This window comes from Empedobacter stercoris, assembly GCF_020281205.1.
In the GTDB taxonomy this organism is placed as follows: Bacteria; Bacteroidota; Bacteroidia; order Flavobacteriales; family Weeksellaceae; genus Empedobacter; species Empedobacter stercoris.
Genome location: NZ_JACXZC010000018.1, coordinates 12,806 through 28,718, shown reverse-complemented (window position 1 = coordinate 28,718; position 15,913 = coordinate 12,806). Strand labels below are relative to the sequence as shown.

The following is a 15,913-nucleotide window of genomic DNA, read 5'->3' as shown; positions in this document are numbered from 1 at the left end:
AATTCTTTAAATTAAAAATCAATAGATACACCTAACGAATAACTTTTCATAATTGGAGAAGTGTAATCATACACCCCCTTACCTTGCCATTGATAAGAAATTGCGCTTGAGTTATTTGAGTTTGCTTCAGGATCAAATGTTAATGATTTATCAAATACATATGTCCATATATTATTTCCTCTAACATAAACTGTTAAATTGTCTATTCCTTTAATCAGATCCTTAAAGCTATACGCTAATTTAATCTCTTTTAAACGAATATGATCTCCATCTTTTAAATATCTTGTAGATGGAGAAGCAGAACCTGAAGCTGCTCCATTACTATTTACTGCTCCAACAACTTGTCTTGGATTCGACGCATTAGTATTGTTTGGAGTCCATGAATCATATAATGCAGATGTCTGTAAGTTTCTAGTTAATGAACCTCCATCATTTAAACTATAACTTTGCCATGCATCATATACTGAATATTCAAATTGTCCAGCAAAGAAAGCACTTAAAGATAATCCTTTATATGCAAACTCTGTTCTCAAACCAGCCATGTATTTTGGAAAAGGTGATTTTCCTTGAAAATAACGTTTAGCATTCTGTCTATTATTTGTAGTAGCAGATTCTGTCTCATCAGTAAACCACAAAGGATCTCCATTACTAGAATCAACTCCTGCCCAACCGTAAGTATAATATTCTCCAAACATATGACCTTGTGCTACAGCTTTCATCGCTCCATCCATATATAAAGCTTCAGGATCTTCAAGCTTTCCAACCTCTGATTTGTTATATGAGAAATTACCACTTAATACCCATTTAAAATCTCCATCGAAAGGTCTTGCTGTTAAAGATGCTTCAAATCCTTTGTTGATAATATTACCAACATTTGCCATAATACTATTTGCGCTAGAAGGCGTTTCTCCTACAATTTGAGAAGGAAATATAGCATCAGAAGTTTTTCTATTATATACATCAAAAGTAGCTGAAACTATATTTTTTGGTAAACTAAAATCAACTCCAATATTCCATTGTTTTGAGACTTCCCATTTCAAATTAGGGTTACCAGCTGTTGTAATATTTAAGACAGGTGAATCACCATATACTGGTGTTGAACTTGGAACCCCATATTTTGTCCAACCATTATAAACAGACCCCCAAGAGTCAGCGTAAGGTATATTTCCAGTTTCTCCATAATTTCCTCTAATTACTAATCCATAACCAGAATCTTTTAAGAAACTTTCATTTCCAACATTCCAAGATCCTCCAGCAGACCAAAACACACCTGTTTGTTCATTTTGTCCTAATGTTGAATTTGAGTCTCTTCTTATATTTGCGGTAATTGTATATTTATTAGCTAAAATATAGTTTAAGCGAGCAAAGTAAGAAAACTGTACCCATTTTCTTCTATCTCCATTTTGTCCTAAACTAAAGTCTGTTGCCAAATTCATCCATGGCCCTGTCATTCCCATACCTGTTTGGTATTTCCATACAGAAGAGTGCTCTTGGTAATCTATACCTGCTGATAATTCAACATCATGAATATCTGCAAATTTCAGTTTATAAGTTGCAGTATTTGTCCAGTTCCAATCGAAAACACTTCTGTAAGAGTCTTGTAACAACCCTCCATAGTTTAATCCATCTCCAAATTCCGGATTCCACCATTCTTTTTCATTTATTATTTGGTAATTAGTTCCAAATAAAGAAGTTAATTTTAAATTTTTCAACAACTCATAATCTGCTTTTAAAGATGCTACCAATGTTTGAATAGAACCTTTAGCAAAATTAGTTTTTTGAATTGCTACAGGGTTAAAAGTTCTTGCTCCTCCTAAATTCAAATTATATGAACCATCAGGATTATAAACAGAATATACAGGTAAGACCGTCCATCTTGTTAACCAAGGATTCGAATTTGATCCTCCTTGTGAATAACCTTTATTCTCTACATTAGAAAAATTTGTCGTAAATCCAATGTTTAATTTATCTGAAGCTTTATGATCTACCGCAATACTTGCAGAATATCTATCAAATTTACTCTCTAATACCAAAGGTTTATTTTGATAATAAGATAATCCTGCTCTAAAGTTAGTATTATCACTTCCTCCTGATACAGATAAATTATACGTATTTACAGTAGCTTGATTACGCTGTATTTCTCTTTCCCAATCAGTATTAGAAACTCCATCATATTTTACATCTGTATTTCTAAAGTAATTATACGCATCTTCTTGAGAAGCAAACTTACCAGTATTATATCTAGCCATAGCCCCCCATTGAAGAAATTCATCAGCATTCATAAAGTCTAATTTATCATATGCGATATCCTGAACAGCAGTATCAGATGAGAAATTAAATTTAGTTTTTTGATTATATTTTCCTCTTTTAGTTGTAACAACAATAACTCCATTAGCACCGCGTGCTCCATACAAAGCAGTAGAAGATGCATCTTTCAATACAGTTACAGATTCAATTTGATTCGGATCAATAGAAGCTAAAGGATTAAATGAAGATAATAATGATGAATTATCTGAACCTTTACCAACAACCACACCATCAATAACATACAATGGATTTGTATTACCAACAAATGATCCTACTCCACGAATTGCAATAATATTAGAAGATCCAGGCTGTCCACTATTTGTAGAAAAATTCAGACCAGCTACACGACCATTTAAAACTTCATCAACAGAAGCTACAGGCGTACTTTCAAAATCCTCTTTCTTAATTGTCGTATATGATCCAATTTTTTGGGTAGGATCTAATTTTATTCCTCCTAAAATCGTTACTTCTCCTAAAGAAATATCTTTAGATTCTGTCCCGTACTTTAAAGTTCCTAAATTATTAGAAGTCACTTTAAATTCTTTTCCATTGATCACTAATGTATCTCCTACTTTAGCGTCAATGTTAAAATTCCCATTCTCGTCTGTATATGTAATTATATCAGTACCTTTTACAGTAACCTCTACGTCAGACTCTGGGAAATTGTTACCATCGTTAACTACACCCGTTACTTGAGCAAAAGCCATTGTTCCTAACCCTAGGAAAGCTAATAAGCCCAAAGATGTTAATCTTCTCCTCATAGTTTTATATTTTATAACATTTTGGACAAAACTCTAACTTTTTTTTAAGATTTCCAAAAACTTAAGGTTTTTTTTTATTTATCAAGTATATAATATAAAATAGCTATATTATACTAAATAACAACAATTATATTCAAAAAATATCACTAAATTAAATTAATTGCATGGCGTTAATAAATAAAACTTATCTTTAATATTCTTTTTTACATTATTGATTTTAACTTTACCTTTAATTTAATCTTAAAGCTTCATAATATTTACAAAAAAATGGCTATCTAAAAAGATAGCCATTTTGGTATTTAACAAGTTTATTAAAAATCTTTATATATTAATAACCTGGAGTTTGCGTCATATTTGTATTTAAATTTAATACAGATTGAGGAATTGGAAATTGCCATTTGAAATCACCAGCTTTTAATGTTAATTCAGAAGAAGATGTACCAGTACCATCTGCTAAATATCCATTTCCACTTCTTTGGATACCACTTGTGTAAGCTGAAGAAATTCCACTAACACCTTGTAAACGTTTTAATGTGAACCAACGGTCACCGTTTTCGAAAGCTAATTCTTTGCGACGCTCTAATTGGATTGCATCAAAAATAGCAGTTCCTGTTTCTCCTCCTTCGTATGAAGAGTAACGTACATCTCTCAATTTATTAAGAGTTGTTAATGCACTTGCACTGTCTCCTGCTAAATACTGAGCTTCCGCTAAATTTAAGATTGCTTCTTCAACACGTAAATAACGACCGTTATTTAATCCTAATTTAACTTTACCATTGATGTATTTATTAACAGCAATTACTTGTTGATAATCATGATTAGAAGGGGTAAAAACTTTGAAATATGCATTAACACGCTCAGGTTCTGTTTCTTGATTGTATAAAGCATAAAAATCTTTGTCTACCGCGTATTCAATTACAATATTTTCATCAGTTGCTCCTTGACTAAAATTTGTACCAATTGTAGGATCTCCAGAATTAACAAATGGAATTTCGAATAATACTCCATTGCTATTATTAGATGTCCACAACGCTGCTAATTCAGAAGGATTAGCTGGTGCTACTGCATCAACAGCAGGTTGTGTAAATTCGATTGATTTCTTGTAATCTCCTTTGTATAAATATATTTTACCTAATAAAGCTTGAGCTGCATATTGATTAATTACAGACGCTTCTTTTGTTGCTTTCAAATTTGGAATAGCTGCTTCTAAATCTGCAATCATTTTATCGTACGTTTCTGCAATTGTAGCATCACGTTTAGGCATTGCTTTTGGATCATATTGATCGATATATGCAATACCTACAGTTGTAGGTGCATCTGCAGATTGTGTAGGAATTTCGGCATACGTGCGAGCTACCTCAAAGTGTGCTAATGCACGAACAGCTTTTGCTTGAGCAACAACATTATTCTTGAAATCACCATCAGGTAAATTATCTGCATTAGCTAAAATAATATTGGCTCTTGAGATAATATTGTATGATGTTGAATAAATACTTGTTGGAACAGAGTTAGAATTATATGCCCATGTATGCGCTCTTTGTCCTGAACGACGTCCATTAGGATCTAAGATTAAGTTGTCAGACATAATATCACCAACTGCGATAATATCACTTGCATTGCTTAATCCTGCATAATAACCTGCTTGACCAAAACCTTTGTATACTCCATTTAATGCATTGGTAAAATCAGATTCTGTTTTGTAATAATCTGAAACTTCAATAGCGTCGAATGGTTTTTGATTGATATCATCATCACTACATGATGTAAAACTTAATGCACAAGCTAATAATGATAATACTAAAATATTTTTTTTCATTTTGTTACAATTTTTTAGAATGATACATTAAATCCGATTGAAAAAGAACGAACTAACGGATAAGAGAACGCTGTAAATGAGTTAGATACATATCCTGATGATCCTGCTGCACTACTTTCACTTGTTCCTGTACCAGCAATTGGGTTACCATGATAATTTGTCCACAATGCTAAGTTTTGTACTTGAGCAAACATTCTTAAATTTTTAACAAAAGTACCTTCTACTAACTTAGAGAAATTGTATCCTAATGATAAACTACGGAATGCGATATAATCTGAGCTCTCTAAATATTTTGTAGAATATTCTGGCCCTGTTGTATTAGCCATTGCAAATGCTGCATGATCACCTGGTTGTTTCCAGTAATTTGCTGCTTCTACCACGTGGTTATCTAAAGATGTTGGATCTGTTAAGTATGCATATGTGTTGTTGTACATGTATCCACCTGCTGAGTATGTAAAGTCTGCATTAATGTCAAATCCGTAGAATTTTGCATTCAATCCGAAACCTCCCATTAATTTTGGAAGTGGCGTTTTATTTGTTGCAACAGCGTCACCACCATCATAAACATCCGTTATGTTTCCGTCTTTATCAAAGTACAAATCTTTACCCGTATTTGCGTCAACACCTGCATGTTTTACTAAATAGAATTGGTAAGGTTTACCACCTGATACATGAATCATACTTTCGTAAGAATCAGACATGATCAATGAATTTTGACCATCTGCTAATTCATTAACTTTGTAATTTAAGTTTGTTACGTTACCGTAGAAAGATAAATCAAAGTTTTTAGAACGAATTACATCATAGTTTAACTCTAACTCAACACCTTCTGTTTTAATTTCTCCAGCATTAACAGTTGTTATATATCCTCCTACTTCTGCAGATAGTTGTTTGTTAAAAATAAAGTCTGAACGTAATTCATTGAAATATGCAGCAGAACCTGTTAAACGACTTCCAAAGAATCCGAAATCAACTCCTACATTAAATTTCTTGTTAGTTTCCCAAGTTGCATTAACATCAGCTAAGTTAGTTGTAGGAAAACTTGCAGGATTACCATTATAAGTTCCTAAGATATTCATCAAGTTCATATTTGCATAACGTGCCAAACCTGAGTCATCTCCTACTTCACCGTATGATGCTTTAAGTGTTAAATTACTAACTGCTTTTGCATCGCGTAAAAAGTTCTCTTTTGCTAAATTCCATCCCAAAGCAACACCCCAGAATGTTCCATATTTATTATCTAAACCTGCTAAAGAAGTACCGTCACGACGAACATAAGCATCTACAAAATATTTATTTGCAAAGTCATAAGATGCAGCTCCTAAATAACCAAATTTAGACACTCTCCATCTTTCTGATTTCGAATCTTGTTCGATTAAAGTTGCCAATCCTTGTGTTTGTAAATAGTCGTTAGGGAATCCAAGTCCGTACAATGTCATCGAATATAAACTTTGGTTAATATATTCTGTTGCAGCTGTTACGCGTAAGTTATGTTTTCCAAAACTATTTTCGTAAGAAACCTCATTACGCCAGTTGTAATCGAAACGATCTGTACTTCTATCTGTTTTAGCACCAGCATCACCTAATAATTCAGATAATAACGCAGATGGTTTTAGGAAGTTTTCATATTGTGTGCGGTTATATGTTGCACCAAAAGTTGTACGTGCTGATACATTTTTTGTAATATCAGCTTCTACAAATCCCGTCCCATAAATACGTAAATATCTTGTTTCAGCATCAGTATTTTCCATCTCATCTGCAACAGGGTATCCCATGTAGTTTGCATTTGGATTGTAGACACGATCTCCTTGTTCATCTAATGCATAATCACCGTTTGCATCCATTTGATAGAATGTTTCGTATGGGCGATTCATTAATGTATTAAAGAAAGGTGATTGTGCATTCACACGGTCACGAGGAGAATCTAAAGTTGTATAAGATCCATTTACATTAACACCGTAACGTAACCAATCTTTTACTTTAGTTGTATTATTAAATGTTGCAGAAATTCTTTCTAAACCATTATAATACTGTACAGCACCCTCGTTCTTATCATATCCAATAGAAAAATTATTTGATGATTCACCATCATTTTTACTAATCGAAACAAAGTGAGATGATGTTAAACCATTTTTGTATAAATCATCAGACCATTTGTGGTCATTCTTTGATAAACGTGCGATTTCTTCTGAAGTACGAGCTTGCCCTAATCCTAAATTAGGAATAGTACTTAAACTATTTTGGTAATTTAACAATTGCTCGGCATTCATCAAACTAATATTTGGCAAGTCAACCATATCGTTAACTCCAATACGAGACGAATAGCTTACAATTGCTTCACCTTTTTTCGCAGATTTAGTTTTCATGATGATTACACCGTTCGCTCCACGAGATCCAAAGATTGCTAATTGAGAAGCATCTTTCAATACCTTTACTTCTTCGATATCTGCAGGGTTAATAGCATTAACATCTTCTGCATTCATATACGTACCATCAACAACATATAATGGAGATTTTACACCACCATTCAAACCAATTGCTCCACGAATTGTAACGTTAGCAGTTGCACCAGGAGCACCACTCATTGCTTGAGATGACAAACCATCCGCTTTACCTCCCAACATTTGGTCAATAGAAACAGAAGGGTTCATCTGTTCTAAATCTTTTACCTTAACAGTTGTTACACCTGATTTAGATGGAGCGTTGAAAATAGATTTTACAACTACTTCACTTAAATCAACTGGACTACTTGTTGTAGCAACATACTTTAAAGTTCCTAAGCTATTGCTTGTTACTGTGAATTCTTTCCCATTAATTACTAAAACATCTCCAATTTTAGCATCAATATCAAATTTTCCGTCTAAATCAGTATAGACAACTTTGTCCGTACCTTTTACAGATCTTCTACATCCGATTCCGGAAAATCATCTGCGTCATTTACAACACCTGTTACTTGAGCAAATGCAGCTGTTCCTAAACCAAGGAAAGCCAATAAACTCAAAGATGTGATTCTTCTCCTCATAGTCTTATTTTTATAAAATAGGGGAACAAATCCGCAAATTAAATTTTAGCTAAAAAAACAAACTGATAAATATTTAATATTTTATTAAATCAAGACAAAAAAGGTTTTATTTATCAGCTTTAAAATTTGAGAGAATGATAATTTTAGAAAGATTACATTTTTAACAAATATGATAAACATCTATCTGTTTTTATGTTAATTATTTTCAATTACACTAAAATCAATATTGCATAATATTAAAAAAACAATTAATTACAATTGTATTTTTATACGAAGAACCGTTAAAAAATGACACTAAAAATTATCTTTTTCTTAATGGAAAAATAATTTTTAAAATAAAAAAGACGGCTAAAATAGCCGTCTTAAAGTTAAATCAATTAATTGGTCAATTAATCAATTTTGATATTATCGATAATTAAATCGTACGCAACCTCTTTTCCTACTTTTAAAGAAAATAAGTCATTTCCGACTGTTTTTTGAATATCAAGTCCTTCAATATTTAAGGTTACAAGAACCCATTCTCCTTTTGTATCTATTGCACCATTGTATTGGTTATTTTCTGCTCCAGAAACTGTAACTGGTTGATTTGCTAATTCGCCTACATTAAAAGGTGTAAAACCAGTTGTAGATTTGTTTACATTTAATGATAATGATTTTCCTGATTTACCTTTTACATAGAATGTAATTTTCTTCGGATTAGTAGGAAGTTCGTTTGTTAACTTTGCAGTAAATACATAATCGTTACCTGCTGGTGTTCCTTTTATTTGTAATGCATTCGAATCATCTCTTCCTAAACCTACAGCACTTGTTGCATAGTCTTTAAGTCCAAATTTTGCGTTAATAGAAGACATAAAATCTGCCCAAACGTTAAAATCAGATCCTTTAAATAACAAGTTAGCAGCTTCTGTATCATTTCCGCCACCTGGATTTTGTCCTCCACCTACATCAAAACGAGGTTGATCAAAGTTGACATCTTTGGTATCACGGATATATACTTGATATGAAGAATTATACTTACTCACAAGAACTGTTATCTCTCCACTTCCAGTTGGCAACTCTACATCTTTAAAAGAAGCATATTTACTTGTTCTCAAATCTGTTTCTGTTCCACTTTTATCAATTAAACTAACGTTATCTGCAGTAGCTGTAGACCCATCAGGATAATAAGTTTTTTCTGTATCAGGTGATTTAAATTGTACATTTTTTATTTTCACCAATGTGTTTACATTTTCTGCTCTCAAAGCTTCAGCAAGACTATTTACTTCTTTTGGTGCAATAGCTTGTATTGGATCACAAGTTTTAATAAAAACTTTTTCTCTCAATTCTTTTGGCATACGATCTAAATCAAATGTAGAACCTGCTATCTTTGTACCAATTCTAATTGTACCACGATCTTCAGCAACTTTTAATCCTTTTAAATTAACTTGAACAGTACTACCAATTGGATAAAATCCATAAACTGGACGTTCTGCTAATTCTATTTGTATACCAGCTGTTGCTCCTGAAGCTTTGTCTTGAAAAGAAATTGTATTTGCTAAATTTCCAGACTCGTCGCTTGTAATAACAATTCCTTCTACAATTAAATCATCTGCAACCATTCCTTTATCATCAAGTTTCAATGTTTTTTTATAGACTTGATCTAATAAATCTTTAATTGTAATGTTTGCTTCTTTTTTTTGTGGACAATCCAAAGATGGAACCGAATAATCATCATCTTGTACACATGATTGTGCTGTAAATAAACCTAAACTTAAGGCTGTTGCTATTGTTAATTTTGTTATTGTATTCATTGTATTTTTTCTTTAAAATTGATTAAAATCTGAAATAAATGTTTGCAAAATAAGTAGTTCCCATTCCGTACCATAATTTTGGACCAAATGTTTTTTGATAAGTAGGATCAATTGCATTTGTATATTTTCCTGTTCTCATTTGTTCAAATCCTCCAGTAACATACTCTTTGTTATTCAAGACATTATTAATTGTTCCTGAAATTCCTGCAGAATATTTACCAATACGAAATGTTTTACCAACATTAATATTCAACATAAACTGATCATCCATTTTAGGTTGTCTAAGAACATCTTTTAAACCTTCTTCTGTAATTCCTTGAATTGGAAATCCATTTTCATCTTTCACAAAGCGGTCTGTTCTTCTATATGCGGCTATATCTAAATAATTATTCATTAAATAGTTTCCAGAAACACCAATCCACCAAAATTTTGGATCACGGTATTCAGCACTTAAAGAAAATCCTGTTTGCGGTCCACCTCCTAATTTATAATCTTTTATATAGGCTTGTCCGAAATTTTTATAAGGAACTCCTTCATCATTTGCATAATCATCTGAATATAAATTATAACTCGCATTATCTTTATAAACATATTGACCTATAGCCGCAACAGCTGAAACTGTAAGAACAGGTAAAACTTGTGCTTCTACAGCTAATTCAGTCCCTATATATTCTTTACCTACACCTGTCATCACTTCAGAAACAAATATTTGATCATTTGTTCCGTCAATATATCCAAATGATTTTTTAATTTCATCTTTTGTTCTTGTATAAAAAGCAGTGGCACGTGCCTTAATACGTGGCGCTCTTAAAATATATGATAGATCACTTGAGAAAATTTTCGCACTTTCAACTCCATCAACTGTAACTTCGTTTACACGAGCATTTGGAAAAATCTCATCAGAAGTTGGTGCTTCTGTTTGATACATTACATTTGCTTGAATAAAGTTTCGTCCGTCTAATTTTACCAAGAAATTAGATTTAACTCCAAAATCTAAAAAGTCGTATGTTTTACTTTTTCCGTAAGAAGAATCTAGATAAATTCCATTTCTATATTTACCATCTCTGTAGAATTTTGTCATTGCAACCTTAGCTCCAAATGTTACATCTAAAAATTTACCTTTTATTTTAGATTGAGCATACAAATCTGCATAGTCACGATTTATTTCATAATTATATCCATAACGATCGTCTTTATATGAAATCATATCAGGATTATTTGCATCAATAGACTTTCTACTAAAAGAATCTTTACCTAATACATAACTTCCTCCTAATAAATCTTCAACTCTACGAAATAATTCTGATTTTGTTTTCTGATAAGATGCAGCTACAACAACATCTATGTTTGATGATAATTCGGTCTGAAAATTAGTGTATGCAGAATATGTTTTATCTTTATTGACATCACTTCCTAACCAAAATGCAGAATACCCATCTTTAACTCCTTTATTAAAGTCATATAAAGATCCCCAATTTAATTGAGAAGCTGTACCATTTAACCAAGATTCTTTATTATTCGCTTGAGATGGTAGATTTCTATAATATAAAGGTGATGGATTAAACGCATTATACCAATCTAAACGAGAACTACTTTCTTCACCAAATTGATACGAAAGTGTTGTTGTCAATTTAGATTTTTCATTAATATTCCAATGGTGCGTTAACATATTCACTGGTTCGAAGGTTTTCTTCACACGTTCGTTACGTTTTTCACCATCTTGCCATCCCCAATAGCCATTATAGTATATTCCCATCAAGTCTACCACTTCTTGTGTATTTGGAGAACCAGTAGAACGACGAGTAGGCGCACCAAAACTTGTCAAGTTTAAGGTATGTTTTTCATTAAACTTTTTCTCTACACCTAAATAGTACGCATAAGCATCATAAAAAGTACCTTCTATAATTCCTTCTTCAGCCCAACGTCTACTTCCTGAAACCATAAATGCCCAACCATTATCCATCAAACCTGTGTTATAGGTTGCCATTACACGATTTCTGTACGAACGATTGGTGTTAGAATAAGCTAAGCTTACTCCTTTACGCATTGTCGAAGGACGAGTATCAAAATTTGTTACTCCTCCTAAATCTCCAAAAGCATATTTAGAAGGCTCTAATCCGTATGTTAACTCTTCTGGACGACGAGTAACATCATTTAGACCTCCCCAGTTATTGAAGGTTGCACGTCCATTATCCATTTTGTTCATACGAACTCCATTAAAATGTACGTCATTATATTTGTTATCTAAACCTCTCGGTTTAAACCAATACGAACCTAATTCGTATGCAGATACACGAGCAAAAACGTCGCGTGAAGATTGTAAAAGTCCTGAATTTGAAGCTGTAGAACTTTCATCATCAGATAACTCATCATCTGTTAATGTAATAATACCAACTTCTGCTGTATTTGGATTAAATGTTAATTTAATTTCACCTAAGTCAAGCTCTTTTTGTCCTGCTACAGTGATTTCTTTTTCAAAAGGGTCGTACCCTACGCCATAAACTTGTAATTTGTATGTTCCATCTGGAATATCAACAAACTGAAAATAACCTATACGATCAGTAATCGCAGCATCATTCACTGCGCCTCCGTCTAATCGTACAGTGAGGTTATAAACCTCTTCACCAGTTGCAGCATTTTTAGCCACCCCAGTAACCTTTGTCTGCGCCTGTGCAAAAGCGACAGTTGCAGCAAAGACCGAAAGACTTAACAATAATTTGTTCATTCAAACGAATTTTTATTTATAAATTAGCTATCTAAAAAAAATAGGACAACAAATTTAGTAAATTCATAATTAATAACATATGTTTAAAATTAATAAATCTTTAACTTTATTAATAATCTTTAATTTATTTTTAACGTTAACTACTCAAGCTCAAACTAAATATGCGAGTGCGACAGTCGCTTTTTATAATGTTGAAAATATTTTTGACACCATAAAATCGGTGGGATATATTGACGGAACATTACCATTTAATGATAAAAATTATCATATCCAGATTGCAGAATCTGACATTTCAAAGTACGAAACAGAAGATTTCAAACAAAGTTACACCTACGAAAACATAAAAGGAAAGAAAATTATTCGTCCTTTAATTCTTCAAGAAGAGTTTTTACCAAATGGGAATAAAAGATGGAATACGCAAAAATATTTTCAAAAAATCAATAATATTTCAAAAGTAATTAGCGAATTAGGCGCTGATGTTACAAATACCGCACCTGTAATTGTAGGGATTTGCGAAATTGAAACGAAAGAAGTTTTAGAAGATTTAGCAAACAGTTCGGCTTTAAAAAAATACGATTATGGTGTTGTTCATTTTAATTCATTTGATGCCAGAGGAGTTGACACAGGTTTATTGTATCAAAAATCTCGTTTCAAAGTAATTGAAGCAAAACCTCATCCTATTTTTAATTATAATGCAGATGGTAGACGTCGATACACACGTGATATTTTACAAGTGACTGGATTATTAGATGGAGAAGAAATTACGTTTTTAGTTAACCACTGGCCATCTCGTAGTGGAGGAGAAAAAGCTTCGATGCCAGCTCGTATGGAAGCTGCAAAAGTGATGAAAGGTATTTTTGAAGATTTAAAAGCTCAAAATCCGAATGCAAAAGTAATTGCAATGGGAGATTTTAATGATGATCCAATTTCACCAAGTATCAAAAACACATTCAATCCTGCTGGAGAAATTTCTAAATCAACAGAAAACGGCTACTATAATCCAATGATACCTTTATACAAAAAAGGAATTGGGACTTTAGCTTATCGTGATGCTTGGAATTTATTTGATCAATTTATATCTACTTCATCATTGGTTACAAAAAACAAAGATTATTCTTCTTATAAAATCTTTAAAACAGAGGTTTTTAACAAAGATTATCTAATTGCAAAAGAAGGTGCATACAAAGGTTTTCCAAATCGTATGTGGAGTGGTGATACATATCGTGCAAATGGTTACTCTGACCACTTCCCTGTTTACACAATCTTATTAAAACAAGTGAAATAATATGAATAAATTAGCACAATTATTTGGTCAAAAAAATAATCGTCTTCTTACAATATACACAACTGCTGGGTATCCAAATTTATCGGATACCCCATTTGTTTTAAGAGAATTAGACAAAAACAAAGTTGATATTATAGAAGTCGGAATTCCATATTCTGATCCTTTAGCAGATGGTCCAACAATTCAAGCAACGAGCGAAAAAGCTTTGGCCAATGGAATGACATTGAATATTTTATTCGAACAATTAAAAGATGTAAAGGATGAAATTTCTGCACCTATTGTATTAATGGGTTACTATAATCAAGTCATGACATTTGGATTAGAGAAGTTTTTACAGCATTGTAAAAAGAGTGGTGTTTCTGGATTGATATTACCCGATATGCCTTACGATATTTACTTGACTCAACACAAAGAACTTTTCGAAAAGTATGATCAAAATGTTACGTTCTTAATTACGCCTTTAACAACTGAAAAACGTGTAAAAGAAATCAACGATGCTACTTCTGGTTTTGTTTACATTGTATCAAGTTCTGCGACAACAGGAGCAACAACTTCTAATTATAACGAAGATTTTTTATCAAACATCAAGAATTTAGGGTTAACGAAACCTCATCAAATTGGATTTGGCATCTCGACTAAACAAGATGTAGAAAAAGCATGGGAATTTGCAAATGGTGCAATTATCGGAAGCGCATTTTTACGTGTTTTAGAAAAAGCTGAAGGCAATTATTCTGAAGCGATTAAAAATTACATTTCGAGTTTGAGATAAATTTCCTACAAAAAGATACAAACAAAAAAGCAAGCCGTCGTAAAGGCTTGCTTTTATATTTGAAACATGTTTTTCTATTTATTCTACAATCAAGATAAAATAGTTCTTTTTACCTTTTTGTAATAACACGTATTTATCTGCTATTAAATTTTCTGTTGTCAATACAAAATCATCTGCAACTTTTTCTTTGTTAACTGAAATTGCATTTGCTTTTAACTCACGTCGCGCTTCAGAATTCGATTTCAAGAAACCTGTTTTATCCGCTAACGCAGCTACAATATCTAATCCTTCTTCGATATCTGTCATCGCTACAGTTGCTTGTGGTACACCTTCGAAAACAGATAAGAATGTTTCTCCATCTAATTCTTTTAAATCTTCAGAAGTCGATTTTCCGAATAAAACCTGAGAAGCCTTTTCTGCTTTTCTCAATTCTTCGACACCATGCACTAAAATCGTAATCTCAGTTGCTAATTTACGTTGTAATTCACGTAAATGTGGTTCTTGACGGTGACGTTCGATCAAATCATCAATCGCTTCTTTTTCTAAGAAAGTATAAATTTTGATGTAACGTTCTGCATCTGCATCTGCTTGATTTAACCAAAATTGGTAAAATTTATACGATGATGTTCTTTTTTTGTCTAACCAAATATTTTCTCCTCCTTCAGATTTACCAAATTTAGAACCATCAGCTTTTGTTGTTAATGGACAAGTAAACGCAAACGCTTCTCCTTGAACTGTACGTCGAATTAATTCTGTTCCTGTCGTAATATTTCCCCATTGATCAGAACCTCCCATTTGCAATTTAACACCTAACTCTTTGTATAAATGCAAATAATCGTAACCTTGAATTAATTGGTACGTAAATTCTGTAAACGACATTCCGACATTAGACTCTGATGAAAGACGCGATTTTACTGAATCTTTCGCCATCATGTAGTTAACTGTAATATGTTTCCCTACGTTACGAGCAAAATCAATAAAAGAGAAATTTTTCATCCAATCGTAGTTATTCACCAATAAAGCTGAATTACCATTGTTCGTATCAAAATCTAAGAAACGAGATAATTGCGCTTTAATTCCAGCTACATATTTATTTAATGTTTCTTCATCTAACAAACTTCTTTCTGCAGCTTTACCAGTTGGATCTCCAATAAATCCTGTTGCACCACCAACCAAAGCAATTGGACGATGTCCGTGACGTTGTAAATGAACCAATAAGAAAATCGGAACCAAACTTCCTACGTGAAGAGAATCTGCAGTAGGATCAAAACCTACATAACCAGAAGTCATTTCTTTATTTAGTTGTTCTTCTGTCCCTGGCATTATATTGTGAACCAGTCCTCTCCAAGTCAATTCTTCAATTAATGGATTCATAGTATATTTAATGTGTTTTTTATCTAAATTTTACGAGTTACAAAGTTACTATTTTTCAGTAATA

At 32.4% G+C, this 15,913-nt stretch carries 9 protein-coding genes; 2 read left to right on the top strand and 7 right to left on the bottom strand.

What is annotated here, in order from left to right; translation table 11 throughout:
- Window positions 1-11: 11 nt before the first annotated feature.
- The 6 genes from IF125_RS09375 to IF125_RS09355 form a co-directional block, all read right to left on the bottom strand.
- Window positions 12-3,068: a SusC/RagA family TonB-linked outer membrane protein gene (locus IF125_RS09375; protein ID WP_225542302.1), complete on the bottom strand. Its 3,057-nt coding sequence runs from the start codon at window positions 3,066-3,068 to the stop codon at window positions 12-14.
- A gap of 328 nt (window positions 3,069-3,396) precedes the next feature.
- The gene (locus tag IF125_RS09370) at window positions 3,397-4,884 is read right to left on the bottom strand and encodes a RagB/SusD family nutrient uptake outer membrane protein (protein WP_225542301.1); all 1,488 of its coding nucleotides are present in this window, start codon (window positions 4,882-4,884) and stop codon (window positions 3,397-3,399) included.
- A gap of 14 nt (window positions 4,885-4,898) precedes the next feature.
- Window positions 4,899-7,730, bottom strand: coding sequence for a SusC/RagA family TonB-linked outer membrane protein (locus IF125_RS09365; protein ID WP_317197136.1), 2,832 nt, complete (start codon window positions 7,728-7,730; stop codon window positions 4,899-4,901).
- Window positions 7,731-7,777: 47 nt separating this feature from the next.
- Window positions 7,778-7,906 (bottom strand): hypothetical protein, encoded by a 129-nt coding sequence (locus tag IF125_RS14250; RefSeq protein WP_262903669.1) that lies wholly within the window; start codon window positions 7,904-7,906, stop codon window positions 7,778-7,780.
- Between the two features lie 389 nt (window positions 7,907-8,295).
- Entirely contained in the window at window positions 8,296-9,696 is a 1,401-nt protein-coding gene (locus IF125_RS09360; RefSeq protein ID WP_171623272.1) for a DUF5689 domain-containing protein, read from the bottom strand.
- Between the two features lie 22 nt (window positions 9,697-9,718).
- Window positions 9,719-12,421, bottom strand: coding sequence for a carboxypeptidase regulatory-like domain-containing protein (locus IF125_RS09355; RefSeq protein ID WP_225542300.1), 2,703 nt, complete (start codon window positions 12,419-12,421; stop codon window positions 9,719-9,721).
- A 79-nt stretch (window positions 12,422-12,500) separates the two neighbouring features.
- On the opposite strand from IF125_RS09355, the gene IF125_RS09350 reads away from it, so the two are divergent.
- Together IF125_RS09350 and trpA are read left to right on the top strand one after the other, a co-directional pair.
- Window positions 12,501-13,706 carry an endonuclease/exonuclease/phosphatase family protein gene (locus tag IF125_RS09350; protein WP_188319305.1) on the top strand — a complete coding sequence of 402 codons (1,206 nt, stop codon included), beginning with the start codon at window positions 12,501-12,503 and terminating at the stop codon, window positions 13,704-13,706.
- 1 nt (window position 13,707) lies between these two features.
- Complete coding sequence (trpA, locus tag IF125_RS09345) at window positions 13,708-14,475, top strand: tryptophan synthase subunit alpha (RefSeq protein ID WP_225540299.1); 768 nt, start codon at window positions 13,708-13,710, stop codon at window positions 14,473-14,475.
- Window positions 14,476-14,553: 78 nt separating this feature from the next.
- On the opposite strand, the gene tyrS is transcribed toward trpA, so the two are convergent.
- Window positions 14,554-15,849: a tyrosine--tRNA ligase gene (gene tyrS / locus IF125_RS09340; RefSeq protein ID WP_225542299.1), complete on the bottom strand. Its 1,296-nt coding sequence runs from the start codon at window positions 15,847-15,849 to the stop codon at window positions 14,554-14,556.
- Window positions 15,850-15,913 lie beyond the last annotated feature (64 nt).